The 25,088-nt window shown below is 60.1% G+C and carries 24 protein-coding genes; 15 read left to right on the top strand and 9 right to left on the bottom strand.

Annotation, left to right across the window (positions count from 1 at the left end; translation table 11 throughout):
- Nucleotides 1-3: 3 nt before the first annotated feature.
- The 3 genes from L350_RS07225 to hypA are packed head-to-tail and all read right to left on the bottom strand — an operon-like array spanning nt 4 to nt 1,484.
- Nucleotides 4-276 carry a HypC/HybG/HupF family hydrogenase formation chaperone gene (locus tag L350_RS07225; RefSeq protein WP_003862132.1) on the bottom strand — a complete coding sequence of 91 codons (273 nt, stop codon included), beginning with the start codon at nt 274-276 and terminating at the stop codon, nt 4-6.
- A complete protein-coding gene (gene hypB, locus L350_RS07230; RefSeq protein WP_032625971.1) occupies nt 267-1,130 on the bottom strand; it encodes a hydrogenase nickel incorporation protein HypB in 864 nt (287 codons plus the stop codon). The genes L350_RS07225 and hypB overlap by 10 nt, the downstream gene beginning before the upstream one ends.
- Before the next feature lie 3 nt (nt 1,131-1,133).
- Nucleotides 1,134-1,484 carry a hydrogenase maturation nickel metallochaperone HypA gene (hypA, locus tag L350_RS07235; protein WP_022649168.1) on the bottom strand — a complete coding sequence of 117 codons (351 nt, stop codon included), beginning with the start codon at nt 1,482-1,484 and terminating at the stop codon, nt 1,134-1,136.
- A gap of 210 nt (nt 1,485-1,694) precedes the next feature.
- On the opposite strand from hypA, the gene hycA reads away from it, so the two are divergent.
- From hycA to hycI, 9 genes are all read left to right on the top strand, one after another.
- The gene (gene hycA / locus L350_RS07240) at nt 1,695-2,159 is read left to right on the top strand and encodes a formate hydrogenlyase regulator HycA (RefSeq protein ID WP_022649167.1); all 465 of its coding nucleotides are present in this window, start codon (nt 1,695-1,697) and stop codon (nt 2,157-2,159) included.
- A 72-nt stretch (nt 2,160-2,231) separates the two neighbouring features.
- Nucleotides 2,232-2,840 carry a 4Fe-4S dicluster domain-containing protein gene (locus L350_RS07245; RefSeq protein WP_032625969.1) on the top strand — a complete coding sequence of 203 codons (609 nt, stop codon included), beginning with the start codon at nt 2,232-2,234 and terminating at the stop codon, nt 2,838-2,840.
- On the top strand, nt 2,837-4,651 hold the full coding sequence (hycC, locus tag L350_RS07250) for a formate hydrogenlyase subunit 3 (RefSeq protein WP_032625967.1): 1,815 nt from the start codon (nt 2,837-2,839) through the stop codon (nt 4,649-4,651). Before L350_RS07245 ends, hycC begins: the two co-directional genes overlap by 4 nt.
- A 1-nt stretch (nt 4,652) precedes the next feature.
- Nucleotides 4,653-5,576 (top strand): respiratory chain complex I subunit 1 family protein, encoded by a 924-nt coding sequence (locus tag L350_RS07255; RefSeq protein ID WP_032625965.1) that lies wholly within the window; start codon nt 4,653-4,655, stop codon nt 5,574-5,576.
- Between the two features lie 15 nt (nt 5,577-5,591).
- Complete coding sequence (gene hycE, locus L350_RS07260; protein ID WP_023298468.1) at nt 5,592-7,301, top strand: formate hydrogenlyase subunit HycE; 1,710 nt, start codon at nt 5,592-5,594, stop codon at nt 7,299-7,301.
- Between the two features lie 9 nt (nt 7,302-7,310).
- A complete protein-coding gene (locus L350_RS07265; protein WP_003862138.1) occupies nt 7,311-7,853 on the top strand; it encodes a formate hydrogenlyase complex iron-sulfur subunit in 543 nt (180 codons plus the stop codon).
- Nucleotides 7,853-8,620: an NADH-quinone oxidoreductase subunit B family protein gene (locus tag L350_RS07270; protein WP_032625962.1), complete on the top strand. Its 768-nt coding sequence runs from the start codon at nt 7,853-7,855 to the stop codon at nt 8,618-8,620. Before L350_RS07265 ends, L350_RS07270 begins: the two co-directional genes overlap by 1 nt.
- On the top strand, nt 8,617-9,027 hold the full coding sequence (locus L350_RS07275) for a formate hydrogenlyase maturation HycH family protein (protein WP_032625959.1): 411 nt from the start codon (nt 8,617-8,619) through the stop codon (nt 9,025-9,027). Before L350_RS07270 ends, L350_RS07275 begins: the two co-directional genes overlap by 4 nt.
- A complete protein-coding gene (gene hycI / locus L350_RS07280; protein ID WP_032625956.1) occupies nt 9,020-9,505 on the top strand; it encodes a hydrogenase maturation peptidase HycI in 486 nt (161 codons plus the stop codon). Before L350_RS07275 ends, hycI begins: the two co-directional genes overlap by 8 nt.
- A 59-nt stretch (nt 9,506-9,564) precedes the next feature.
- Here hycI and L350_RS07285 read toward each other — a convergent pair whose 3' ends face one another.
- Nucleotides 9,565-10,989 (bottom strand): 6-phospho-beta-glucosidase, encoded by a 1,425-nt coding sequence (locus tag L350_RS07285; protein ID WP_032625953.1) that lies wholly within the window; start codon nt 10,987-10,989, stop codon nt 9,565-9,567.
- 18 nt (nt 10,990-11,007) lie between these two features.
- The gene (ascF, locus tag L350_RS07290) at nt 11,008-12,459 is read right to left on the bottom strand and encodes a PTS cellobiose/arbutin/salicin transporter subunit IIBC (protein ID WP_032625951.1); all 1,452 of its coding nucleotides are present in this window, start codon (nt 12,457-12,459) and stop codon (nt 11,008-11,010) included.
- Nucleotides 12,460-12,673: 214 nt separating this feature from the next.
- On the opposite strand from ascF, the gene L350_RS07295 reads away from it, so the two are divergent.
- The 5 genes from L350_RS07295 (at nt 12,674) to L350_RS07315 (ending at nt 18,944) form a co-directional block, all read left to right on the top strand.
- Entirely contained in the window at nt 12,674-13,687 is a 1,014-nt protein-coding gene (locus L350_RS07295) for a LacI family DNA-binding transcriptional regulator (RefSeq protein WP_032625950.1), read from the top strand.
- Nucleotides 13,688-13,820: 133 nt separating this feature from the next.
- Nucleotides 13,821-14,366 carry an electron transport protein HydN gene (gene hydN, locus L350_RS07300; RefSeq protein WP_017382793.1) on the top strand — a complete coding sequence of 182 codons (546 nt, stop codon included), beginning with the start codon at nt 13,821-13,823 and terminating at the stop codon, nt 14,364-14,366.
- A gap of 6 nt (nt 14,367-14,372) precedes the next feature.
- Nucleotides 14,373-16,589 carry a carbamoyltransferase HypF gene (gene hypF, locus L350_RS07305; RefSeq protein WP_032625948.1) on the top strand — a complete coding sequence of 739 codons (2,217 nt, stop codon included), beginning with the start codon at nt 14,373-14,375 and terminating at the stop codon, nt 16,587-16,589.
- 1 nt (nt 16,590) lies between these two features.
- The gene (locus L350_RS07310) at nt 16,591-17,613 is read left to right on the top strand and encodes a HoxN/HupN/NixA family nickel/cobalt transporter (RefSeq protein WP_032625946.1); all 1,023 of its coding nucleotides are present in this window, start codon (nt 16,591-16,593) and stop codon (nt 17,611-17,613) included.
- A 173-nt stretch (nt 17,614-17,786) separates the two neighbouring features.
- A complete protein-coding gene (locus tag L350_RS07315; RefSeq protein ID WP_032624508.1) occupies nt 17,787-18,944 on the top strand; it encodes a DDE-type integrase/transposase/recombinase in 1,158 nt (385 codons plus the stop codon).
- A gap of 79 nt (nt 18,945-19,023) precedes the next feature.
- On the opposite strand, the gene norW is transcribed toward L350_RS07315, so the two are convergent.
- Together norW and norV are read right to left on the bottom strand one after the other, a co-directional pair.
- On the bottom strand, nt 19,024-20,157 hold the full coding sequence (gene norW, locus L350_RS07320) for an NADH:flavorubredoxin reductase NorW (RefSeq protein ID WP_032625945.1): 1,134 nt from the start codon (nt 20,155-20,157) through the stop codon (nt 19,024-19,026).
- Nucleotides 20,154-21,602 (bottom strand): anaerobic nitric oxide reductase flavorubredoxin, encoded by a 1,449-nt coding sequence (gene norV / locus L350_RS07325; RefSeq protein ID WP_023298460.1) that lies wholly within the window; start codon nt 21,600-21,602, stop codon nt 20,154-20,156. The genes norW and norV overlap by 4 nt, the downstream gene beginning before the upstream one ends.
- Before the next feature lie 187 nt (nt 21,603-21,789).
- Here norV and norR point away from each other — a divergent pair, with 187 nt between their 5' ends.
- Nucleotides 21,790-23,304 carry a nitric oxide reductase transcriptional regulator NorR gene (norR, locus tag L350_RS07330; protein ID WP_032625943.1) on the top strand — a complete coding sequence of 505 codons (1,515 nt, stop codon included), beginning with the start codon at nt 21,790-21,792 and terminating at the stop codon, nt 23,302-23,304.
- Here norR and gutQ read toward each other — a convergent pair.
- Entirely contained in the window at nt 23,301-24,266 is a 966-nt protein-coding gene (gene gutQ / locus L350_RS07335; protein ID WP_023298458.1) for an arabinose-5-phosphate isomerase GutQ, read from the bottom strand. The genes norR and gutQ overlap by 4 nt on opposite strands.
- On the bottom strand, nt 24,259-25,032 hold the full coding sequence (locus L350_RS07340; RefSeq protein ID WP_015571676.1) for a glucitol operon DNA-binding transcriptional repressor SrlR: 774 nt from the start codon (nt 25,030-25,032) through the stop codon (nt 24,259-24,261). Before L350_RS07340 ends, gutQ begins: the two co-directional genes overlap by 8 nt.
- Between the last annotated feature and the right edge of the window lie 56 nt (nt 25,033-25,088).

Below are 25,088 nucleotides of genomic sequence, written 5' to 3'. Positions count from 1 at the left end.
GTGTTATCGTTCCTCACCATACAGCAGGGCACCCACGTCCGGCTCAACGTCGAACATATTCTGTAGCGCGTCCAGCGTGTCGCGTGCTTCTTCCTCATTAATCACGCTCATGGCAAACCCCACGTGGACCAGCACCCACTGGCCGAGACGCGATGCGCCGGTCTCATCGTGGCTGCCCACCAGCGTCAGATCGACATCGCGCAGGATGCCGCAGACCTCCACTTTGGCCTGATTGCCGTCGATCGAATGAATTTGTCCGGGGACGCCTATGCACATCGTTCGCTCTCCAGCCAGTTCAGCCAGGCATCCATCCCGTCGCCGCGCGTGGCGGAAACCAGCAGGATCTCAATGTCCGGGTTCACTTCCCGGGCGTAAGCCAGGCACTTATCCACGTCGAAATTCAGGTACGGCAGCAGGTCGACTTTGTTCAGCAGCATGAGGGAGGCGGCGGCAAACATATGTGGATACTTCAGCGGCTTGTCTTCCCCTTCGGTCACAGAGAGCACCGCCACTTTATGCCGCTCGCCGAGGTCGAAGCTTGCCGGGCAGACCAGGTTGCCGACGTTTTCAATAAACAGGATGCCGTTATCCGCCAGCGGCAGGCGCGGGGCGGCGTCGGCAATCATCTGCGCATCCAGGTGGCAGCCCTTGCCGGTGTTGACCTGAATCGCGGGCGTACCGGTTTCGCGGATGCGCGCCGCGTCGTTTACCGTTTGCTGATCGCCTTCGATAACGGCGCAGGAGACACGTTTATTCAGTCGTTTGAGGGTTTCGGTCAGCAGGGTGGTTTTACCGGAGCCGGGGCTGGAGACCAGGTTCAGTACCAGCTGTTGACGGGCGGCAAAGCGGGCGCGATTGCGAGCGGCGAGCTGGTTATTTTTGTCCAGCACATTGATCTCCACCTCCAGCATCTCGCGCTGGCTGATGCCCGGCGCGTGGGTGCCCGCTTCGCCGTGGCCGTAATGCAGGTCGCCCGCGTCTGAACGCTGCGGCGCAAAGGTGATGCCGGTCAGTGCCGCCGCGGGACGCGGGGCAGGAGAAAAGGGTGCGGAGCGAAACGCGGAGTGGGGACGGTGTTCATCCCCTTCTATATACAGGTTGCCTTCAGCGCAACCGCAGGTACTACACATACATTACTCCTTCTCGATTTCGAGGCGTTGGATCTGCATACCGTCATCCGCCACGATGCGCAGCCCGCTGCTCTGGCACTGCGGACAGCGCTGTACCTTCGATGACAGCAGCGTGACGTACTGCTGACACTGCTCGCACCAGCACTCCGCCTGCTGCTCCTCGATATGCAGTGCGCAACCCTCCGCCAGCGTGCCGCGGCACACCAGCTCAAAACAGAAGGTGAGGGCGCTGGTCTCGACGCAGGAAAACGCCCCGACCTTCAGCCAGACGCCGGTCACGCGCTTCGCATGGTTCTGCACAGCCTGCTGTTCGATAAGTTCCAGTGCCCGCTGGCAGAGGGTGATTTCGTGCATGACGCCTCCTTAATGAATTGCCCCTTTAATGCAATAACAGTGCCAGCTTGATTTGCGTTACGGCGTGACGATGTCAACGCTGTCGAAATGACACGTCGACACCGCGGTGGTGACAGTGCGCATCTCTTTAAAATCCATTTAAATCAATAAATTAAAAACTGGCACGAAATCTGCTTAACAGCCGCTAACTCCATTAACCGGATACCTTTTATGACTATTTGGGAAATTAGCGAAAAAGCGGATTACATCGCGCAACGTCATCAGCAGCTTCAGGATCAGTGGCACCTCTACTGCAACTCTCTGATTCAGGGGATCACCCTGTCAAAAGCCCGTCTGCACCATGCCATGAGCTGCGCGGCGCAGGGGGATATGCGCTTTGTGTTGTTTGGACACTTCACGATTTTTGTCACCCTGGCGGAGAGCTTCAACAGCCACACCATTGAGTATTACGTTGAGACAAAAGAGGGTGAAAAACAGTGTATTGCGAAAGCCCAACTGATGGCCGACGGCATGGTGGACGGTCACGTCAGCACCCGCGATCGCCAGCAGGTGCTGGAGCACTATCTGGAGAAAATCGCGCCGGTTTATAACGGCCTCTACGCTGCCGTTGAGCACGATCAGCCGATCAACCTGAAACAGCTGATCGACGGAAAATCCTCCGCGAATGTGGCCTGAAGAGCGAGTGTCGAGAAGTGTCGATAAGACAGTTTTTTTCGTCAAAAATGACCATCACCAGAGGATGACCCGGTGAACCGTTTTGTAATTGCTGACTCGACGGTCTGTATTGGCTGTCGAACCTGTGAGGCGGCGTGCTCGGAAACACACCGCCTGCACGGGCTACAGTCCATGCCGCGCCTGCGCGTCATGCGTAATGAGAAAGAGTCTGCCCCGCAGCTCTGTCACCACTGTGAAGACGCGCCATGCGCGGGCGTCTGTCCCGTCAATGCCATCACCCGCGTTGACGGCGCGGTACAGCTGAACGAAAGCCTGTGCGTGAGCTGCAAGCTGTGCGGCATCGCCTGTCCGTTTGGCGCCATTGAGTTTTCCGGCAGCCGTCCGCTGCATATTCCGGCGAATGCCAACACCCCGAAAGCGCCGCCTGCGCCACCGGCACCGGCACGCGTGAGCACGCTGCTGGACTGGGTGCCGGGCATTCGCGCCGTCGCGGTGAAGTGCGACCTGTGCAGCTTCGATGAACAAGGTCCGGCCTGCGTGCGCACCTGTCCGACCAAAGCGTTAATTCTGGTTAATATTCGCGACATCGCCCGCACCAGCAAACGCAAGCGCGAGCTTACCATCGATACTGACGTCGGCGATCTTTCGCTGCTGCGGGCGCTTAACGAGGGGGCGAAATGAACGCGATAGTTATGATGACCAGCGGCGTGGCCTGGTTTGCCGCCGCCGCTGTCCTGGCGCTGCTCCTCTCCTTCCATAAAACGCTGAGCGGCTGGATCGCCGGTATCGGCGGGGCGGTCGGCAGCCTGATGACGCTGGCGGCGGGTGGCGTTGTCCTGATCGACGGCCAATCCGTCGACACCCTCATCCCGCTGATTCACCACGCCGTTGAGCTTACGCCGCTAAATGCCATCTGGCTGGTCACCTTTGGTCTGTGTGGGCTGTTTATCAGCCTGTTTAATATCGACTGGCACCGCCATCAGCATACCAACGCCAACGGCCTGCTGGTCAACCTGTTGATGGCCGCCGCGGTCTGCACTGTTGTCGCCAGCAACCTCGGCGCGCTGGTGGTGATGGCTGAAATCATGGCCCTGTGCGGCGTGTTCCTGACCGGATGCAGCGCCTCCGGCAAGCTGTGGTTTGCGCTCGGACGACTCGGCACGCTGCTGCTGGCGCTGGCCTGCTGGCTGGTGTGGCAGCGTTTCGGCACGCTGGACTTTGCCGTGCTTAACGGCCAGCCGCTGGGGAATGACGTCTGGCTGTTGGGCGTAGTCGGTTTTGGCCTGCTGGCCGGGATTATCCCGCTGCACGGCTGGGTGCCGCAGGCGCATGCCAATGCCTCGGCCCCGGCTGCCGCGCTGTTCTCCACCGTGGTGATGAAGGTCGGTCTGTTCGGCATCCTGACGATAACCCTGACGGGCGGCCAGCCGCCGCTGTGGTGGGGCGTGGCGCTGCTGATTGCGGGGATGATCACCGCATTTGTCGGCGGGCTGTACGCCCTGATGGAGCATAACATCCAGCGCCTGCTGGCGTACCACACCCTGGAGAATATCGGCATCATCCTGCTCGGCATGGGCGCGGGTGTCAGCGGGCTGGCGCTCAACCAGCCGGCGCTGATTGCCGCCGGGTTTATTGGCGGTCTGTATCACCTTATCAACCACAGCCTGTTTAAAAGCACCCTGTTCCTCGGCGCGGGCAGCGTCTGGTTTCGCACCGGGCACCGCGATATTGAAAAGCTCGGCGGGATTGGCAAAAAAATGCCCGTCATTTCGCTGGCGATGCTGGTCGGGCTGATGGCGATGGCCGCGCTTCCGCCGCTGAACGGCTTTGCCGGGGAGTGGGTGATCTATCAATCCTTCTTCGCGCTCGGCCAGAGCGACGCGTTTATCGCGCGGCTGCTCGGCCCGCTGCTGGCGGTTGGGCTGGCGATTACCGGGGCACTGGCGGTGATGTGTATGGCGAAGGTTTACGGCGTCACCTTCCTGGGCGCGCCGCGCACCCGCGAAGCGGAAAACGCCTGTTGCGCCCCGGTGCTGATGGCCACCAGCGTGGTCGCGCTGGCGCTGTGCTGTATCGCAGGTGGGGTTGTCGCGCCGTGGCTGCTGCCGCTTCTGGGCCACGCCATTCCGCTGCCGCTGGCTACGGCGCATACCGTCGTGTCCCAGCCGATGATGGCGCTGCTGCTGATTGCCGCGCCGCTCCTGCCGTTCGTGCTGACGCTGTTCTTCAGACGCGACCGTCTCGCCTCCCGCTCGCGCGGCGCGGCGTGGGCCTGCGGCTACGAACACGAGCAGTCGATGGTCATCACCGCCCACGGTTTCGCCATGCCGGTGAAGGAGAACTTCGCCGCCGTGCTGAAGCTGCGCCACTGGCTGAACCCGGTGGGCTGGGTGCCGGGCTGGCAGAGTGCCGCCGTGCCCGTGCTGTTCCGTCGCCTGGCGCTGATCGAGCTGGCGGTGCTGGTGGTGATTGTCATTTCACGAGGAGCCTGACATGAGTTTGTTACTGGCAATACTTCAGGCGCTGGTGCTGTTTGCCGCCGCGCCGCTGCTGTCGGGCATCACGCGCGTGGCGCGCGCCCGGCTACACAACCGTCGCGGGCCTGGCGTGCTCCAGGAGTACCGCGATCTCTTCAAGCTGCTCTCCCGTCAGAGCGTCGCGCCGGATGCCGCAGGTTGGGTGTTCCGCCTGACGCCGTTCGTGATGGTCGGCGTGATGCTGACCATCGCCACCGCGCTGCCGGTAGTGACGGTGGGCTCGCCGCTGCCCGTGCTTGGCGATCTGATTACGCTGATCTACCTCTTCGCCATCGCGCGTTTCTTCTTTGCGATTGCGGGCCTGGACACCGGCAGCCCGTTTACGGGTATCGGCGCCAGTCGTGAGGCGATGCTCGGCGTGCTGGTTGAGCCAATTCTGCTGCTGGGGCTGTGGGTCGCCGCGCAGGTTGCTGGCTCGACCCACATCAGTTTCATCACCGACACCGTTTACCACTGGCCGGTTTCACGTTCGCTCCCGCTGGTGCTGGCGCTCTGCGCCTGCGCGTTCGCCACCTTTATCGAGATGGGCAAGCTGCCGTTCGATCTCGCGGAAGCGGAGCAGGAATTGCAGGAGGGGCCACTCACCGAGTACAGCGGCTACGGCTTTGCGGTGCTGAAGTGGGGCATCAGCCTCAAGCAGCTGGTGGTGTTGCAGATGTTCGTCGGCGTTTTCTTCCCGTGGGGGCAGATGACGCACTTCTCTGCGGGCGGCCTGCTGCTGGCCGTTGTGGTGGCTGCGCTCAAGCTGCTTATCGGCGTGCTGGTGATTGCCCTGTTTGAAAACAGCATGGCGCGCCTGCGTTTTGTCGAAACGTCACGCATTACCTGGGCTGGTTTTGGTTTTGCATTTTTAGCGTTCGTCTCCTTGCTGGTGGCGTGATTAAAGAGAGTGTTTATGTCTGAAGAAAAGAAAGGTCAGCAGTATCTCGCCGCGTTGCATCAGGCTTTCCCGGGCGTGGTGCTGGAGGAGTCCTGGCAAACCAAAGACCAGGTAACCGTCACCATTAAGGTGAACTATCTGCCGGAAGTGGTGGAGTTTCTTTACTACCAGCAGGGCGGCTGGCTGTCGGTGCTGTTCGGCAACGACGAGCGTCAGCTGTGCGGCAACTATGCGGTGTACTACGTGATGTCGATGGAGCAGGGCGAGAAGTGCTGGCTCACCGTGCGCGTCGAAGTTGACCCGGACAAGCCGGAGTACCCGTCCGTCACGCCGCGCGTACCCGCCGCCGTCTGGGGCGAGCGCGAAGTGCGCGACATGTACGGCCTGGTGCCGGTTGGTCTGCCTGACGAGCGTCGTCTGGTGCTGCCGGACGACTGGCCGGATGAACTCTATCCGCTGCGCAAGGATAGCATGGACTACCGCCAGCGTCCGGCCCCGACAACCGACAGCGAAACCTACGAGTTCATCAACGAGCTGGGCAGCAAGAAGAATAATGTGGTGCCGATCGGCCCGCTGCACGTCACCTCTGACGAACCGGGCCACTTCCGCCTGTTCGTCGACGGCGAGAACATTATCGACGCCGACTACCGCTTGTTCTACGTCCACCGCGGCATGGAGAAGCTGGCGGAGACCCGCATGGGCTACAACGAAGTCACGTTTCTTTCTGACCGCGTGTGCGGCATCTGCGGCTTTGCCCACAGCACCGCCTACACCACCTCGGTGGAGAACGGCATGGGGATCGTGGTGCCGGAACGCGCGCAGATGATCCGCGCCATTCTGCTGGAGGTGGAACGCCTGCACTCACACCTGCTGAACCTCGGCCTGGCCTGCCACTTCGTCGGCTTTGACTCCGGGTTTATGCAGTTCTTCCGCGTGCGTGAGGCATCAATGAAGATGGCGGAGATCCTCACCGGGGCGCGTAAAACCTACGGCCTGAACCTGATCGGCGGGATCCGCCGCGACCTGCTGAAAGACGACATGATCCAGACCCGCCAGCTGGCGCAGCAGATGCGCCGCGACGTGCAGGAGCTGGTGGACATGCTGCTCAGCACGCCAAACATTGAGCAGCGCACCGTCGGGATTGGTCGTCTTGACCCGGAAATCGCCCGCGACTTCAGCAACGTCGGCCCGATGGTGCGCGCCAGCGGCCACGCCCGCGACACCCGCGCCGATCACCCGTTCGTCGGCTACGGCCTGCTGCCGATGACCGTGCACAGCGAGCAGGGCTGCGACGTCATCTCCCGCCTGAAGGTGCGCATCAACGAGGTGTTTACCGCGCTGAACATGATCGACTACGGCCTTGATAACCTGCCGGGCGGCCCGCTGATGGTGGAAGGCTTCACCTACATTCCAAACCGCTTTGCCCTCGGATTCGCCGAAGCGCCGCGCGGGGATGACATTCACTGGAGCATGACCGGCGACAACCAGAAGCTCTACCGCTGGCGCTGCCGTGCGGCGACCTACGCCAACTGGCCAACCCTGCGCTACATGCTGCGCGGTAACACCGTCTCTGACGCGCCGCTGATCATCGGCAGCCTCGACCCGTGCTACTCCTGCACCGACCGCATGACCGTCGTGGACGTGCGCAAGAAGAAAAGCCAGGTGGTGCCGTACAAAGAGCTTGAGCGCTACAGCATCGAGCGTAAGAACTCGCCGCTGAAATAAGGACTCGTCATGTTTACCTTTATCAAAAAAGTGATCAAAACCGGCGCGCAGACCAGCAGTTATCCGCTGGAGCCGATCCCGGTGGATAAAAACTTTCGCGGCAAGCCGGAGCACAACCCGCAGCAGTGCATCGGCTGCGCGGCCTGCGTCAACGCCTGCCCGTCGAATGCCTTAACGGTGGAAACGGACCTGAAAACCGGCGAGCTGGCCTGGCAGTTTAACCTTGGGCGCTGCATCTTCTGCGGCCGCTGCGAGGAGGTCTGCCCGACGGTAGCCATTCGCCTGTCTCAGGAGTACGAGCTGGCGGTGTGGAAAAAAGAGGATTTCCTCCAGCAGTCGCGCTTTGCGCTGTGTAACTGCCGCGTCTGCAAGCGTCCGTTCGCCGTGCAAAAAGAGATCGACTACGCCATCGCGCTGCTGAAGCACAACGGCGACGTGCGTGCGGAGCATCACCGTGAAAGCTTCGAAACCTGCCCGGAGTGCAAACGTCAGAAATGCCTGCTGCCGTCTGACCGCATCGATTTAACCCGTCATATGAGAGAGGCCAGCTGATGGAAAACTTACTCGGCCCGCGCGACGCTAACGGCATTCCGGTACCGCTGACGGTGGAGGAGTCCATCGCCAGCATGAAGGCGTCGCTGCTGAAAAAAATCAAACGCTCGGCCTACGTCTATCGCGTGGACTGCGGCGGCTGCAACGGCTGTGAGATCGAAATCTTCGCCACCCTGTCACCGCTGTTTGACGCCGAACGCTTCGGCATCAAAGTGGTGCCGTCCCCGCGCCACGCGGATATCCTGCTGTTCACCGGCGCGGTCACCCGCGCGATGCGCTCGCCTGCGCTGCGCGCCTGGCAGTCTGCGCCGGATCCGAAAATCTGCATCTCCTACGGCGCCTGCGGCAACAGCGGCGGCATCTTCCACGATCTTTACTGCGTCTGGGGCGGCACCGACAAAATCGTGCCGGTGGACGTTTACATTCCGGGCTGCCCGCCGACGCCCGCCGCCACGCTGTACGGTTTTGCCATGGCGCTCGGCCTGCTGGAGCAGAAGATCCACGCCCGCGAGCCGGGCGAGCTGGACAACCAGCCAGCCACTCTCCTGCACCCGGATATGGTGCAGCCGCTGCGGGTGAAGATCGACCGCACGGCGTGCAGGCTGGCGGGTTACCGCTATGGCCGTCAGATTGCCGACGATTATCTGCGTCTGCTGAGCCAGGGCGACCATCAGGTGGCGCGCTGGCTGGAGGCCGAGAACGATCCGCGTCTCAATGAGATCGTGGCAAACCTGAACAGTATTGTGGATGAGGCGCGTATCCGATGAGTGAAACGTTGGTGTTCAGCCAGCTGAGCCGTAAGTTTATTGATGAGAACGATGCCACGCCGGATGCGGCGCAGCAGGTGGTCTATTACAGCCTGGCGATTGGGCACCACCTCGGGGTGATCGACTGCCTGGAGGCGGCGTTAAGCTGCCCGTGGCCCGAGTACCTGGCGTGGATCGCCACGCTGGAGGAGGGCAGCACGGCGCGGCGCAAAATGGAGGGCGTGCCGAAGTACGGTGAGATCGTCATCGACGCCAACCATATTGCGATGCTCGCCAACGCCTTTGACGCGGCGCTGAGCGTACAAACCCCGGCGCAGCAGGCGTGGAGCAAAACGCTGCTCGGCATGCTGCACGATATTCATCAGGAGAGCGCCATCTACCTGATGGTGAGGAGATTACGTGACTGACGTTTTACTGTGTGTCGGCAACAGCATGATGGGCGACGACGGCGCGGGCCCGCTGCTGGCGGAGATGTGCGCCGCGAACCCGCCGGGCAACTGGGTGGTGATTGACGGCGGCAGCGCGCCGGAAAACGACGTGGTGGCCATTCGCGAGCTGCGCCCGGACAGGTTGTTAATCGTCGATGCCACCGATATGGGGCTCAACCCCGGCGAGATCCGCCTGATTGACCCGGACGACATCGCCGAGATGTTTATGATGACCACCCACAACATGCCGCTGAACTACCTGGTGGGTCAGATTAAAGACGACGTGGGTGAGGTACTGTTTCTGGGCATTCAGCCGGACATCGTCGGGTTTTATTATCCGATGACGCCGCCGGTGAAAGAGGCGGTGGACGTGGTGTATTCACGGCTTGCCGGGTGGGTTGGGGACGGGGGTTTTCAGCCCCTCACCCCGGCCCTCTCCCCAGAGGGGAGAGGGTGAAAACCGCATCGAGCAGTTTGTAGGCCGGGTAAGGCAACGCCGCCACCCGGCAAAACAGGCTACGCCAGATCCGCCCCGTTACTCGCAATCACCTTCTTATACCACCAGAACGATTTCTTGCGTTTTCGATCCAGCGTGCCGTTCCCGGCGTCGTCGCGGTCGACGTAGACAAACCCGTAGCGCTTACTCATCTCCCCGGTTGAGGCCGAGACCAGGTCAATGCAGCCCCAGGTGGTGTAGCCCATCAGCGGGACGCCGTCCTCAATCGCGTCACCCATCGCACGGATATGCTCGCGCAGGTAGCTGATGCGGTAGTCGTCGTTGATCTCGCCGTTTTCATCAATGACGTCCTTCGCCCCGAGGCCGTTTTCCACCAGGAACAGCGGCTTCTGGTAGCGGTCATACATCATGTTCATGGTGATGCGCAGCCCGAGCGGGTCGATGCCCCAGCCCCACTCGCTCACCTGAATGTGCGGGTTGCGCAGGGACTTCACGATGTTCGCCGCGCTGGTGTTGCCCGCGTTCATATCCGCCGACGCGCAGCGCGAGGCGTAATAACTGAACGAGACAAAGTCGACAGTGTTTTTCAGCAGGTCGTCGTCGCCGGGGTCTTTCACAATCACCACCCCTTTCTCGCGGAACACGCGGGCGGAGTAGGCCGGATAGCTGCCGCGCGCCTGCACGTCGATAAAGAACAGGTTCTCGCGGTCTTTCTCCAGTGCCATCCACACGTCTTCCGGCTTGCAGGAGTAGGGGTAAAAATTGCCGCCCGCCAGCATGCAGCCGACCTGGTTTTCCGGGTTCACCTCGTGGGCGATTTTGGTCGCCAGCGCGCTCGCCACCAGCTCGTGGTGCGCGGCCTGGTATTTCACCTGGTCTTCGTTTTCCCCTTCCTCAAACACCAGCCCCGCGCCGGAGAACGGGCTGTGCAGCATAATGTTGATTTCGTTGAAGGTCAGCCAGTATTTCACCAGCCCGTTAAACGCCTCGAAGCAGGTGCGGGCGTAGCGGGCGAAGAAATCCACCATCTTACGGTTGCGCCAGGAGCCGTACTCCGTCACCAGGTGCATCGGCACGTCGAAATGGCAGAGCGTCACCAGCGGCTCAATGTTGTACTTTTTGCACTCCTCGAACACCGCGCGGTAGAAGGCAATGCCCTCCCGATTTGGCAACGGTTCGTCGCCGTTCGGGTAGAGGCGGCTCCAGGCAATCGAGGTGCGGAACACCGTAAAGCCCATCTCCGCCATCAGGGCAATGTCTTCTTTGTAACGATGGTAAAAATCAATCGCCTGGTGGCTCGGGTAAAATTCGTCGTCACGCAACGAAAACCGTTTTTCCTTGCCGACTTTTACCGCCAGACGGTTTGCGCCGTGGGGGATCATATCGACCGTTGTCAGTCCTTTGCCGCCTTCACGGTAAGCCCCTTCACTCTGGTTGGCGGCAAGCGCGCCGCCCCATAAAAATCCTTGTGGAAAAACAGACATTCTTACCTCGCTTTCAGTTTATGCTTCTGCTGCTTTGTTCTGTACCGGTGCGGTTTGCAGGGCGCGTGCTTTTTCGGCTTCGTCTTCTACCGGGATATCTTCAAACCCTAACAGCAGGGTCAGCACGAACGACAGCACCACCGCCAGACCCATCACACCAAACACCCAGACGATGGTCATCGGGTTGGCCGGGTCGAAGAACTGCACGCTGGTGAACAGCCTCGGCGCCGCCATGGAGTGGCTGGCAAGACCGGCCATGCCGGCCACCGCGCCGCAGATAAAGCCGCTGATCAGGCTCGCAATCAGCGGACGCTTCAGGCGTACCGCCACGCCGTACAGCGCCGGTTCAGAGATCCCCGCCATGATGGCGGAGGCCGCCGCCGCCAGCGCCGTCTGGCGCAGCTCCGGGTTTTTCGTTTTCCACGCCACCGCCAGCGACGAACCGCCGAGCGACAGGTTGGCGCCGATTTCCGACGGCATCACCATCCCTTCTTTGCCCGTTTCGGCAATGGTCTGGATGATGGTCGGCGTAAACACGCGGTGCATCCCGGTCATCACCAGCAGCGGCCACAGCGCGCCCATAATGGCAACGGAGAGCCAGCCCAGATAGCCGTGAATGGTGTAGACCAGCGCGGAGATGGCGCTACCGATCCAGATCCCAAGCGGGCCAATCAGTACGATGGCGAGCGGGGCGGCAATCAGCACGATCAGCATCGGCTTGAGGAAGTTTTTGGTCACCGCCGGGGTGATGCGATCCACCCAGCGTTCGATATACGACAGGCACCAGGTCATCACCAGGGCCGGGATAACGGTATAGGTGTATTTCACCGCCGTAACCGGAATTAAGGCAAATTCTACATGCTCGCCCTGCGCCGCTTTCGCCATCAGCTCGATAAAGCTCGGGTGAACCAGTACGCCCGCAATGGCTATCGCCAGGGACATGTTGGTTTTGAACTTCACCGCTGCGGAAGCCGCCACCATCAGCGGCAGGAAGAAGAACGCGCCATCGCCGATAACGGTCAGGATCGTCAGCGTCGGGTCACCTTTGCCCAGCACGCCGGTCATCTCAAGGATCATCGCCAGCAGCTTGACCATCGACCCGCCGATGATCGCCGGGATCAGCGGAGACATGGTGCCGATCAGCGCGTCGAGGATCCCGGCGCCAATCCGGCGCAGCGTAAGCTTCTGTGGACCTTCCGCTACGGCAGGTTGCAGGTTGGCGGGCAGCAGGCTCACCACTTCACGGTATGCCTGGGACACGGTGTTGCCGATGATCACCTGGCACTGATTGTCGTTGCGCACCACGCCGAGCACGCCGCTGATGCTTTTCAGACGCGCGGCGTCGGTAAGGCTTTCGTCTTTCAGAACGAAGCGCAGGCGCGTCATGCAGTGGGTGACGGCGACGATGTTCTCTTTACCGCCCAGCGCGCTAACCACGTCATTTGCCAGCGCAGCGTAATTTTTTGCCATCGGATGTGATCCTGTTATCGTTGTGAGAAGTGTAGGAAACCGGTTTCACATAATCATCATGAGTTTCTTTTAATGAAACAAGACCACTTTTTATGCATTTTTTCGTTTCGTGATGACGATCACTCGTGGCCGTATAAAGCGTGATAACGCCGCTGCGACAATTTTTCTGCGGTGAAGTACACTGCGGCTCATCGGTTTTGAATGGAATAACACTATGACCACGATGCTGGAAGTGGCGAAGCGGGCAGGCGTGTCGAAAGCGACGGTCTCCCGGGTGCTGTCGGGGAACGGTTACGTCAGCCAGGAGACGAAAGACCGCGTGTTTCAGGCCATCGAAGAGAGCGGGTATCGCCCCAATCTGCTGGCGCGAAACCTGGCGACCAAACGCACCCAGACCCTGGGGCTGGTGGTGACTAACACCCTGTACCATGGGGTCTACTTTAGCGAGCTGCTGTTTAACGCCGCGCGGATGACGGAAGAGAAGGGCCGTCAGCTGATCCTGGCGGACGGCAAGCACAGCGCCGAAGAGGAGCGCGAGGCGATCCAGTACCTGCTCGACATGCGCTGCGACGCGGTGATTATCTACCCGCGTTTTCTGAGCGTGGAAGCGCTGGACGAAATTATTGAGAAATGCGAGCAGCCGATTATGGTGCTCAACCGCCGTTTGCGGAAAAACAGCAGCCACAGCGTCTGGTCCGATCATAAAGCGTCGTGTCAGGACGCAGTATCGCAGTTGATCGCGAAAGGCCACCGGGAGATTGCGTTTATCACCGGTTCGCTGGATTCCCCCACCGGGGTGGAGCGTCTTTCCGGCTACAAGGACGCGCTGGCGCAGAACGGCATTTCCCTGCGTGACGCGCTGATCGCCGAAGGGAAGTGGAGCCCGGCCAGCGGCGCGGCGGCGGTCTCTCAGCTGCTCACCCGCGGCGAAACGTTTACCGCGCTGGTGGCGAGTAACGACGATATGGCGATTGGTGCCATCAGGCAGTTGCACGAGAGCGGCGTCGCCACGCCGGGCGCGGTGTCCGTCATCGGCTTTGACGACGTGGCAATCGCGCCCTATATCGTGCCGTCCCTCTCCAGCGTGCGTATTCCGGTAACGGAGATGATCCAGGAGACCATCAGTCGCCTGATCTTCATGCTCGACGGCGGTGAGTTTAAGCCTCAGCAAACTTTTTCCGGCGAGCTTATCCTGCGCGGCTCCGTCATTGACGGCCCGCATCGCTGACGTCGACATCTGTCATCGTCACAAATGACGATGACAGATCCTCTTCTTTTTTATTTCGCTTTAAAATCAATGTATTAAATATTGGCACGGTTTATGAATAGCTTCGCGCATAACAGTTATGCCGGAGAAGCAGATGAACCGTTTTATTATGGCCGATGCCAGCAAATGCATTGGTTGCCGTACCTGTGAAGTGGCGTGCGTGGTGTCCCATCAGGCGGAGCAGGATTGCGCCTCCCTGACCCCCGACACCTTCCTGCCGCGCATCCACGTCATTAAAGGCGTGAATATTTCCACCGCCGCTATCTGTCGCCAGTGCGAAGACGCGCCGTGCGCCAACGTCTGTCCGAACGGGGCGATTAAGCGCGAGAAAGGCTTCGTGCATGTGATGCAGGAGCGCTGCATCGGGTGCAAAACCTGTGTGGTGGCGTGTCCGTATGGCGCGATGGAGGTGGTCGTTCGCCCGGTGGTGCGCAACAGTGGTATCGGGCTCAGCGTGCGCGCGGAGAAAGCCGAAGCCAATAAATGTGACCTCTGCTACCACCGCGACGCCGGTCCGGCGTGTATGGAAGCCTGTCCGACGCATGCGCTGGTCTGCGTCGATCGCGACAAGCTCGAACAGATGAGTGCCGAAAAACGCCGCCGTGCGGCGTTCGACACCTCGTCATCGCTGCTGTTTTAAGCTGCAATGCGCGTTAACGGCGTACAGCTTCGGGTGCGCGGCAAGGTGCAGGGGGTAGGATTTCGTCCCTTCGTCTGGCAGCTTGCACACCAGCTGGGGCTGGCGGGCGACGTGTGCAACGACGGAGAGGGTGTCCTGGTGCGTCTCGCGGGTAGTGGGGGTGACTTTACCGCGAGACTGCGCCAGGACTGCCCACCGCTGGCGCGCATCGATCGCGTTGAAACGCAGCCGTACAGCTGGAATACGCTGCCGGACGAGTTTGTCATCCGCCACAGCGAGAGCGGGGCGATGGATACGCAAATCGTCCCGGATGCCGCCACCTGTCCCGCATGCCTGGCGGAGATGCGCGATCCGCGCGAGCGCCGTTATCGCTACCCGTTTATCAACTGCACCCACTGCGGGCCGCGGTTTACCATTATCCGCGCCATGCCCTATGACCGCCCGGCCACGTCAATGGCGCCTTTCCCGCTCTGTGTGCCCTGTGAAACGGAGTACCGCAACCCGGCTGACCGGCGTTTTCACGCCCAGCCGGTGGCCTGCCCGGACTGCGGGCCGCAGCTGGAGTGGCAAGCCGGGGATGCTGCCACCACCCGCGAATCGGCGTTAAGCGCGGCGGTGGAGAGATTGAAAAACGGCGGGATTGTGGCGGTCAAAGGGCTGGGCGGATTTCACCTGGTCTGCGACGCGCTTAACCCACAGGCGATTCGGAAATTGCGGGCACGCAAGCAGCGCCCGACCAAGCCGCTGGCGGTGATGATCCCGCATGCGAACGATCTGCCGGAGGCCATCAAGACGCTGTTAGGTTCACCCGCTGCGCCGATTGTGCTGACGCGAAAAGCCTGCCTTCCTGCGTTTCCTGAGGAGATTGCGCCGGGGCTGAATACGGTCGGCGTAATGCTACCTGCGAACCCGCTCCAGCATTTGCTGATGTTGGACTGCCAGCGCCCGCTGGTGATGACCTCCGGCAACCTCAGCGGCCATCCACCCGCCATAAGCAACCAGCAGGCGCTGGAAGAACTCAGTGACATCGCTGACGGCTTCCTGCTGCACAACCGTGATATTCTTCAACGGATGGATGATTCAGTAATGGATCGGGACGGTGCGATGCTGCGTCGCGCACGCGGTTTTGTGCCGGATGCCATCACATTGCCCGCCGGATTCCGCGACATCTCGCCCATGTTATGCACCGGCGCGGAGATGAAAAATACCTTCTGCCTGGTACGTGGCAACCAGGCGGTGCTGAGCCAGCATTTTGGCGATCTGAGCGACGAGGGCGTAGAGGCGCAGTGGCGCAGTGCGCTCTCGACGATGCAGGACATCTACGCCTTCCAGCCAGAGCGCGTGGTGTGCGATGCCCATCCGGGATATCACGCCCGACAGTGGGCCCGGGCGCAGGCGCTGCCCGTTGAGACCGTGCTGCATCATCATGCGCATGCAGCAGCGTGTCTGGCGGAGAATGGCTGGCCGCTCGACGGCGGGGATGTTATTGCCCTGACGCTGGATGGGATCGGTATGGGTGAGAACGGCGCGATGTGGGGCGGCGAGTGCCTGCGGGTGAACTATCGCGACTGCGAACGGCTGGGCGGTCTGCCAGCCGTTGCGCTGCCGGGGGGCGATCTGGCGGCAAAACAGCCGTGGCGCAATTTGCTCGCCCACTGTCTGGCGTTCGTACCTGACTGGCAGCAGTACCCGGAAACAGAGGCGGTACAGTGTCAAAACTGGCCGCTGCTGGCAACGGCAGTGTCGCGCGGTATCAATGCGCCGCGGGCCTCCTCCTGTGGTCGTCTGTTTGACGCCGTGGCCTGTGCGCTGGGCATTGAAACGCAACGCTATGAGGGCGAAGCCGCGTGCCGGCTGGAGGCGCTGGCCGAACGCTGTGCAGGGGTTGATCATCCGGTGACGCTCAAGACGGATAACCTTGCGCTGTTCTGGCAGCAGTGGCTGGCCTGGCGGGCGGAGCCCGGAGAGCGCGCCTGGGCCTTTCACGATGCGCTGGCAAAAGGGCTGAGCGAACTGGCGGCAACGCATGCCCGCCGACGGTCGCTCTCTACGGTGTGCTTCAGCGGAGGTGTCCTTCACAACCGCCTGCTACGCGCGCGCCTTCGTCATTACCTTTCTGATTTCACGCTTCTTTTTCCTTCGCGCCTGCCCGCAGGCGACGGAGCGATCTCCTTCGGGCAGGCGGTGGTTGCTGCCGCCCGATCATGTTCACAAAGGATTTAAAATGTTACGACTTTTACGCAATGAACCTCGTGCAGCGTGCCTGCTGCTGGCTCTGGTGATGGCTAACCTGCTGGCCTGGGGGCTGGCGTGGCACACCTTTAGCGGCAGTACGGCGCTGATGGCGGCCAGCCTGCTGGCCTGGTGTTACGGACTGCGTCATGCGGTGGATGCCGACCATATCGCCGCGATTGATACCGTGACGCGTAAGATGATGCAGCAGGGCAAGCGCCCATCCGGCGTGGGGGCATGGTTTTCCCTCGGACACTCCACCATCGTGGTGCTGGCCTCCATTGCCATCGCCGCCACCGCCACGGCGTTTCAGAAAAATATGGAATGGTTCCACGAAACCGGAAGCCTGATTGGCACTGCCGTCTCCGCCACCTTCCTGCTGGCGATGGCGCTGGTGAATATGGTGATCCTGCGCGGCGTCTGGCGCAGTTTTCAGGCACTGAAACACGGCAGGCCCGTGCAGGGCGACATCACGCTGCCTGCCCAGGGTGGCGTCATGAACTGGCTGTTCGGCAAAACCTTCCGCCTCGTCAATAAAAGCTGGCAGATGTATCTGGTGGGCTTCCTGTTTGGCCTCGGCTTTGACACGGCCACCGAAATCGGCGTGCTGGGGATCTCCACCGCCAGCGCCTCCAGCGGGATGTCGGTGTGGTCGATCATGATCTTCCCGGCGCTCTTCGCCAGCGGCATGGCGCTGGTGGATACGCTCGATAACCTGCTGATGGTGGGTGCCTACGGCTGGGCATTCAACAAGCCGCAGCGCAAGCTGTACTACAACATGACCATCACCGGCACTTCGGTGGTGGTGGCGCTGTTTATCGGCGGGCTGGAAGCGCTGGGTCTGCTGATGGACAAGTTCTCCCTCAGCGGCGGCGTGTGGGATCTGATTGGCGCGGTGAACGATAACCTGGGCGACGCCGGGTTTGTGGTGGTCGGGCTGTTTGTCGCCTGCTGGCTGATCTCGATGGCGAACTACCGCTGGCGCGGTTATGACGCGCTGGTGGTGCGGTCCTGAACCACGCAGCCCTGTTTTGCCCGGCGGCGCTACGCTTGCGCGGGCCTACAAGGTTTACCGTTATGGTGTTAAGTAGGCCGGGTAAGCGGAGGGTATGAACCGGAAACATGGGTAACACTTTAGACCGGATACATGGGTAACAGTTATAACTGGCATAGAAGAGGAGACTCGCTATGCCCTGGACTGAGACCCGACCTATGCAACGCCTTGATTTTATCCGTGCCTGCCATGCAGGTACGGATTCTTTTTCTGCCCTCTGCCGTCTCTTCGGCATCAGTCGAAAAACCGGTTACAAATGGCTTCAGCGTTTTGACCCCTCTGACCTGTCATCTCTCTCTGACCGGTCGCGTGCTCCGCACTCCCACTCCCGGACAGTTCCTGATGATATCGCCGGGCAGCTTACGGCCCTGAGGCAAAAACACCCTGACTGGGGCCCCAAAAAACTGCGGATGTGGCTGCTCAATCATCACGTCGATTTTACCGTCCCCGCTGCCAGTACTATCGGCGATATCCTCAAGCGTGAAGGCCTGGTTCCGGATAAAAAGCGAAAACGCAGAACCCCGGGCAATCGCCAGCCCCTGACCATCATCAGTGAGAACAATCAGGTCTGGAGCGCTGATTTTAAAGGCAAGTTCAGGCTGCTGAGCCGGAAATACTGTCATCCCTTCACCCTCACCGACAATCACAGCCGGTATCTTCTGAGCTGCCGGGGAGCAGACCGGGAGAGCGAGCCCTTCGTCAGGCAGTGCCTGACGGATGCGTTCCTGGAGTACGGTCTGCCGGAAGTCCTGAGAACGGATAATGGTCAGCCTTTCGCAGGAACAGGTATCGCCGGGTTAAGTCGCCTTGCAGTCTGGCTGATAAAGCTGGGCATCAGACCGGAACGCATCAGAAAGGGGCATCCGGAAGAAAACGGCCGTCATGAGCGAATGCATCGTTCGCTGAAAAGTGCAGTAAAACAGGGCAACATATTTATGACGATGGAAGAACAACAGCGGTGGTTCAGTGGCTACCGGGAAGAGTTTAACTACGAAAGGCCGCATGAAGCCCTGGCGGGTGCAACGCCCGGAACGGTATGGCACCCCTCAGGCCGGCACTGGGATGGCAGGGTTCCTGAATATGCTTATCCGGAAGGAGGTACGGTCTACAGGGTGAAATCAAGGGGGACACTCTATATGGGGAAAAAGGGGACGGTGTTCCTGAGTGAAGCGCTGACTGATGAGTACATCATGCTGGAAGAACAAGATGATGGCCTGGAGGCCATCATCTTTAATGGAATAACGCTTGCGTACTACGACCGAAAAACCCAGAGTGTGCTCCGGATAGACTGAAAAGTGTTACCTATGTTCCCGGTCTGATCTGTTACCTATGTATCCGGTCATACAGGAGCGCCACCCGGCATGACGAGGGTTAAGCAGGTAACGATTTCAGCAGCGCGAAGGCCTCCTTCATTCTGTCTTCGCTGACCACAAAGGCGCGCATCTGACCGACAGTATCGGTGCCGCGCGCCACCATGCCCTGAGGCGAAAGGGCAATCTCCCAGTTCAGATCCTGACGCTGCGTTTCACCTGCGAGATGCAGCGGTAGTTCCGGCGTTTTTACCTTCACCAGCATGGCGGGTAATTTCACCGGGGCGTTGCCGCCGAGCAGGTTTTTCGCCAGGAACATGGCGCTCAACTGAATCGGTTGCAGGAACGGCAGCACCTGGCCGTTAATTTCCGCGCAGTCGCCCAGGGCATAAATGTCCGGCTGGGTGGTTTGCAGGTAGCTGTCTACCTTCACGCCGCGATTGATCTCTGCGCCTGCGCGGTGCGCCAGCGCGGTTTCCGGGCGCAGCCCCGTCGCCGCAATAACCACATCCACTTCCACCCTGCGGTTGTGGTCGAGCGTCGCACAAATGCCGGTTTCGGTTTTGCTCAGGCTCTGCAACTGCGATTTCAGCAGCAGATGCACGCCCATGTCGGTCAAACGATGCTGTAAGCGACTGCTTACTTCTGCCGGCATCAGCGCTGACAGAATGCTGGCCGCGTGGTCAACCAGGGTGACGGATTTTCCCGCCCGGCAGAAGTCCATCGCCAGCTCGGTGCCAATCAGCCCGCCACCGACAATCATCACCCGTGTGGCGTCGCGTAACAGGGTCTCGCTGGCCTGATACTCCTGCTGACTGTTGAGCGTGACCATCAGCTCGCGGCCCTCAACCGGCGGCACAAACGCCGATGCCCCCGTCGCCAGCACCAGCTTGTCGTACTGCCAGGTTTTATCTTTCGCGTTCACCACGTGGGCGTCGGCGTCGATATCGGTGACCCAGGTGTACGGAAACAGACGCAGATTAAATTGTTCTGCAAACTCCCCCGCCGTCTGGCGGGTGAGATCGTCGGCGCGCTGATTTTGGCTAATGACGTGGCTTAAATCAGGCTTGTTGTACTCATCCATGCTGTCGGCGGCGATCACCGTCAACGGCACGTTAGCATCCTGTTTGCGGATATTTTTCACCAGCTGGCGGGCGGCAAAGCCCGAGCCGATAATGACGATGCCGTGGCTCATTTTGCCTCCGTTGCCAGTTCATCAAAGACGTCTTTTCCGAGGGAACATTCCGGGCAGAGGAAGTTGTCCGGCACCTCGCTCCACGGTGTACCCGGCGCGACATCCTGCAACGGCTCGCCCAGCTCGGGATCGTAAATCCACTGGCAGACGCTGCACTGCATGCAGGGGCCGAGGTCGGCAGCGGCAGGAGCGGCTTCTGCTACGGCTTCCGGCGCAGCAGCCGCGGCGGGTGCGGTTTCCGGCAGCGGCGCAAGCGCCCACTGGCGGGCAATGTCGCGACCGTGCTGGCGACAGATTTCCAGCGCGTCGAGATCCGGACGCCATTTCGCCTTCAGGCTCAGGGACATCTCAAAACCGGCATCCTGTAAACGGGTGGAGAGACGGTCTACCGCGCCGCCGCTCCAGCCGTGTGAACCAAAGGCGCTGGCGCGTTTGTTACGGAAGCGCAGGCCGGTCATCTCTTCCACCAGTCCGGCAATTTTCGGCATCATCACGTTATTCATGGTGGAGGTACCCACCAGCACGCCTTTGGAGCGGAAGACGTTGGTCAATACCTCATTCTTATCGCTGCGCGCCACGTTGAAGATTTTCACTGCCACGTTCGGATCCACTTCGTTGATGCCCTGGGCAATGGCGTCCGCCATCATGCGGGTGTTGTTGGACATGGTGTCGTAGAAGATCGTAATGCGATCTTCCTGATAGTCCGCCGCCCACTTCAGGTACAGCTCGACGATCTGGGTAGGATTTTCACGCCATACCACGCCGTGGGAGGTGGCAATCATATCCACCGGCAGGTTGAAGCCGAGGATCTCGGTGATTTTTGGCGTGACCAGACGGCTGAACGGCGTCAGGATGTTGGCGTAGTAGCGCTGGCACTGTTCGAACAGCTCGGTCTGATCCACTTCGTCGTTGAACAGACGTTCGTCGCAGTAGTGCTGGCCGAAGGCGTCGTTGCTGAACAGCACCGCGTCACCGGTCATGTAGGTCATCATGCTGTCCGGCCAGTGCAGCATTGGGGTTTCCACAAAGATCAGCTGTTTGCCGTTGCCGATATCCAGCGTGTCGCCGGTTTTTACGGTGTGGAAGTTCCACTCCGGATGGTGGTGGTGGCCGTTGATGGAGTCAATGGCGTTGGTGGTGCAGTAGATCGGGGTATCCGGAATGAGGGACATCAGCTCGGTCAGCGCCCCGGCGTGATCCTCTTCCGCGTGGTTGATGATGATGTAGTCGATGTCATTCAAATCGATTTCGCTGCGCAGGTTCTGCACGAACTCGCGGCTGAATTTGTGATCGACGGTATCGATCAGGACGTTTTTACCTTCGCGAATGAGGTAGCTGTTGTAGCTGCTGCCGCGCAGCGTTTTGTATTCCGTCCCGTGAAAATCACGTACTTCCCAGTCACGTTGACCCACCCAATGAATGTTATTTTTAACCAGAATAGACATAGCAACCTCAACTTAATACGGCGTTTTCAAATAAGATGACTGTCATATATCAAGTTGCGTGCCAGTTTTTTAACTCATTGAAAATAATGTATTTATATTTTTATTCTCCCTAATGGGTAGTCATTTTGACTATCTTAAAAATTGTCAATATGACACTATGTGTTGTCAAAATGACAGTGAGGCAGCGATGAGCTTTTCCGTAGATGTGCTGGCGAAGATCGCCATAGAACTGCAAACCGGTATTGGTCATCAGGACCGCTTTCAGCGGCTGATCTCCACGTTGCGCCACGTGCTGGATTGCGATGCCTCGGCGCTGCTGCGTTACGAAGGGCGGCAGTTTATTCCGCTGGCTATCGACGGTCTGGCGAAGGACGTACTCGGGCGGCGCTTTACCCTGGAGGGTCACCCGCGTCTGGAAACCATCGCCCGTGCGGGTGATGTGGTGCGTTTCCCGGCAGACAGCGATCTGCCCGATCCGTACGACGGCCTGATCCCCGGCCAGGAGAGCCTGAAGGTTCACGCCTGTATCGGCCTGCCGCTGTTTGCCGGGCAGAACCTGATTGGCGCGTTAACCCTCGACGGCATGTCGCCGGATCAGTTCGATACCTTCAGCGACGAAGAGCTACGGCTGATTGCCGCGCTGGCGGCCGGGGCGCTGAACAACGCCCTGCTGATAGAACAGCTGGAGAGCCAGAATATTCTTCCGGGTAGCCCGACGGCGTTTGAGCAGGTGGCGCACACCGAAATGATTGGCCTTTCGCCGGGCATGGCGCAGCTTAAAAAAGAGATTGAGATTGTCGCCGCGTCTGATTTGAACGTGCTGATCTTCGGGGAGACCGGCACCGGTAAAGAGCTGGTGGCGAAAGCGATCCACGAAGCCTCGCCCCGTGCGGTGAACCCGCTGGTGTATCTCAACTGCGCGGCGCTGCCGGAAAGCGTGGCGGAAAGCGAGCTGTTCGGACACGTCAAAGGAGCCTTTACCGGGGCGATCAGCAACCGCAGCGGCAAGTTCGAAATGGCTGATAACGGCACGCTGTTCCTCGATGAAATTGGCGAACTCTCCCTTTCGCTCCAGGCCAAACTGCTGCGGGTGTTGCAGTATGGCGATATTCAACGCGTGGGTGACGATCGCAGCTTACGCGTGGATGTGCGCGTGCTGGCGGCGACGAACCGCGATCTGCGCGAAGAGGTGCTGGCGGGCAATTTCCGCGCCGATCTGTTCCACCGTCTGAGCGTGTTCCCGCTCACGGTGCCGCCGCTGCGCGAGCGGGGCGATGATGTGGTGCTGCTGGCGGGCTTTTTCTGCGAACAGTGTCGGCACAAAATGGGGCTTTCCCGCGTGGTGCTAAGCCCCGGCGCGAGGACGCACCTGCTGAGCTACGGCTGGCCGGGTAACGTGCGTGAACTGGAACATGCGATTCACCGCGCGGTGGTGCTGGCGCGGGCTACGCGTTCGGGGGATGAAGTGGTTATCCATGCGCGCCATTTCGCGCTGCATGAGGAAACGACGCCGTCCGTGAAGCCAGTGATACCTGAGAGCGTGAACGAAAACCTGCGCGAGGCGACGGATGCGTTCCAGCGTCAGATGATCACCCGCGCCCTGGAGCAGAATAACCGCAGCTGGGCGGCATGCGCGCGGGCGCTGGAGATGGACGTCGCCAACCTTCACAGGCTGGCGAAACGTCTGGGGCTTAAGGGTTAAATAATCCCCGCCTGGTAGAAGTCTTGCAGGTTGATCGCGCCGCACAGCCTGCCGTGCTCGTCCACCACCGGCGCAGCGGTGATTTTGCGCTTCATCAGCACCTCTTTGGCTTCAATGGCGCGGCTGTCGGCATTCAGCGTCAGCCCGCCCCGGGTCATTGCTTCGGATACCCGCGCCTCCAGCTTGCCGCCGCCCACCAGCCAGCGGCGCAGGTCGCCGTCGGTGAAGACGCCCTTCACCTGGCGGTCATTGTCGCATACCGCAACCAGCCCCAGCCCGGTGCGGCTCAGCTCCAGCATGGCGTCCATCACGCTGGTGTCGAGTTTGACCTGAGGAATGGCATCGTCCGTGCGCATCAGGTGGTGAACCTTGTTGAGCAGACGTGCCCCAAGCGCGCCAGCAGGATGGGAACGGGCGAAATCTTCCTCATTAAAACCGCGCGCCTGCATCACCGCCATCGCCAGCGCGTCGCCCATCATCAGCGTGTTGACGGTGCTGGAGGTCGGTGCCAGGTGCATCGGGCAGGCTTCGCGCTCAACGGAAATATCCAGCGTTGCTTTCGCGGCCAGCGCCAGCGGCGAACGGGATTTGCCGGTCATCGCTAACAGGGCCACCGATTTTTCTTGCAGGCGAGGGATGATGAGATCCAGCTCTTTGGCTGAACCGGAGTAGGAGATAAACAGCATCACGTCGCGGCTTTCGATCATCCCCAGATCGCCGTGCAGCGCTTCGGCAGGATGCACGAAGAACGCCGGTGTGCCGGTGCTGGCAAGCGTCGCGGCAATCTTCTTGCCGATATGACCGGATTTACCGATACCCGCCACGATCACTTTGCCCTCGCAGTGGATAATGGTGTTGGCTGCACGAACAAAATCCTCACCCAGACGCTCCGGCAGGCGGCTGGCTTCCTGTAGCTCCAGCAGCAGAGTCTGGCGGCCTGCGTTTAACAGAAAATCACTCATTTTTCTCTCCGGTTACGATCACGTCGATGCCCTTCGCTTCCAGCGCTTTTTTAAATGCCGGATCGATACCTGCGTCGGTAATCAGCTTATCGACGCTTTCAAGGCTACAGACAATGTTGGGGCTTTTACGGCCAAACTTCGACGAGTCCGCCATCAAAATCACTTCCCGCGCGGCGTTGCACATCGCTTTGCTGACGCTGAACACCTCGTTGAAGGTGGTCACGCCCGCGTTGAGGTCGATGCCGTCCGTGCCCATAAACAGCTTATCGAAGCTGAAGTGGTCGAAGGCATTCTCCGCCAGCTGCCCGTGAAACGACGCGGATTTTTTACGGAAGGTGCCACCGGGCATCAGGATGGTCTGCTCGCTGTCGAACTCTGACAGGGCATTGACGATGTGCAGGCTGTTGGTCATCACGGTGATGTTATTAAAGCGGCTGAGCAGCGGGATCATCTGTAGGACGGTACTGCCAGCGTCGAGGATGATGGAATCGCCGTCCTGGATAAATTTGACCGCAGCTTCGGCAATCAGCGCTTTCTGGTGCGTATTAATCAGCGTCTTGTGATCGATAGGCGGGTCGGCTTCGTCTTTATTGAGCACCACGCCGCCGTAGGTACGAATGACGGCGCCGGAGTTTTCGAGCAACACCAGGTCCTTGCGTATTGTCGTGCCGGTGGTGTCAAAGTAGTGGGCCAGATCCTCTACCGAGCACTTTCCCTGCTTTTGCAGATGCTCAAGTATGGCCGCCTGCCGCTGACGTGGTTTCATAGGCGCTTCGTTCCTTACGTTGCGAAATGATAATTCCGCAAGTTTATAACTTTCAC

Origin of the sequence: Enterobacter sp. MGH 4 (genome assembly GCF_000534735.1) — a bacterium.
Lineage (GTDB): Bacteria > Pseudomonadota > Gammaproteobacteria > Enterobacterales > Enterobacteriaceae > Enterobacter > Enterobacter intestinihominis.
Note: the sequence above shows the minus strand (reverse complement) of the source record. Positions and strands in the feature narration are given on the sequence as shown.

Bases quoted from the DNA above. Each gene is read 5' to 3' on its own strand.
- L350_RS07225 (WP_003862132.1), bottom strand. From the start codon at position 276: ATGTGCATAGGCGTCCCCGGACAAATTCATTCGATCGACGGCAATCAG.
- hypB (WP_032625971.1), bottom strand. From the start codon at position 1,130: ATGTGTAGTACCTGCGGTTGCGCTGAAGGCAACCTGTATATAGAAGGG.
- hypA (WP_022649168.1), bottom strand. From the start codon at position 1,484: ATGCACGAAATCACCCTCTGCCAGCGGGCACTGGAACTTATCGAACAG.
- hycA (WP_022649167.1), top strand. From the start codon at position 1,695: ATGACTATTTGGGAAATTAGCGAAAAAGCGGATTACATCGCGCAACGT.
- hycC (WP_032625967.1), top strand. From the start codon at position 2,837: ATGAACGCGATAGTTATGATGACCAGCGGCGTGGCCTGGTTTGCCGCC.
- L350_RS07255 (WP_032625965.1), top strand. From the start codon at position 4,653: ATGAGTTTGTTACTGGCAATACTTCAGGCGCTGGTGCTGTTTGCCGCC.
- hycE (WP_023298468.1), top strand. From the start codon at position 5,592: ATGTCTGAAGAAAAGAAAGGTCAGCAGTATCTCGCCGCGTTGCATCAG.
- L350_RS07265 (WP_003862138.1), top strand. From the start codon at position 7,311: ATGTTTACCTTTATCAAAAAAGTGATCAAAACCGGCGCGCAGACCAGC.
- L350_RS07270 (WP_032625962.1), top strand. From the start codon at position 7,853: ATGGAAAACTTACTCGGCCCGCGCGACGCTAACGGCATTCCGGTACCG.
- L350_RS07275 (WP_032625959.1), top strand. From the start codon at position 8,617: ATGAGTGAAACGTTGGTGTTCAGCCAGCTGAGCCGTAAGTTTATTGAT.
- L350_RS07285 (WP_032625953.1), bottom strand. From the start codon at position 10,989: ATGTCTGTTTTTCCACAAGGATTTTTATGGGGCGGCGCGCTTGCCGCC.
- ascF (WP_032625951.1), bottom strand. From the start codon at position 12,459: ATGGCAAAAAATTACGCTGCGCTGGCAAATGACGTGGTTAGCGCGCTG.
- L350_RS07295 (WP_032625950.1), top strand. From the start codon at position 12,674: ATGACCACGATGCTGGAAGTGGCGAAGCGGGCAGGCGTGTCGAAAGCG.
- hydN (WP_017382793.1), top strand. From the start codon at position 13,821: ATGAACCGTTTTATTATGGCCGATGCCAGCAAATGCATTGGTTGCCGT.
- hypF (WP_032625948.1), top strand. From the start codon at position 14,373: ATGCGCGTTAACGGCGTACAGCTTCGGGTGCGCGGCAAGGTGCAGGGG.
- L350_RS07310 (WP_032625946.1), top strand. From the start codon at position 16,591: ATGTTACGACTTTTACGCAATGAACCTCGTGCAGCGTGCCTGCTGCTG.
- L350_RS07315 (WP_032624508.1), top strand. From the start codon at position 17,787: ATGCCCTGGACTGAGACCCGACCTATGCAACGCCTTGATTTTATCCGT.
- norW (WP_032625945.1), bottom strand. From the start codon at position 20,157: ATGAGCCACGGCATCGTCATTATCGGCTCGGGCTTTGCCGCCCGCCAG.
- norV (WP_023298460.1), bottom strand. From the start codon at position 21,602: ATGTCTATTCTGGTTAAAAATAACATTCATTGGGTGGGTCAACGTGAC.
- norR (WP_032625943.1), top strand. From the start codon at position 21,790: ATGAGCTTTTCCGTAGATGTGCTGGCGAAGATCGCCATAGAACTGCAA.
- gutQ (WP_023298458.1), bottom strand. From the start codon at position 24,266: ATGAGTGATTTTCTGTTAAACGCAGGCCGCCAGACTCTGCTGCTGGAG.
- L350_RS07340 (WP_015571676.1), bottom strand. From the start codon at position 25,032: ATGAAACCACGTCAGCGGCAGGCGGCCATACTTGAGCATCTGCAAAAG.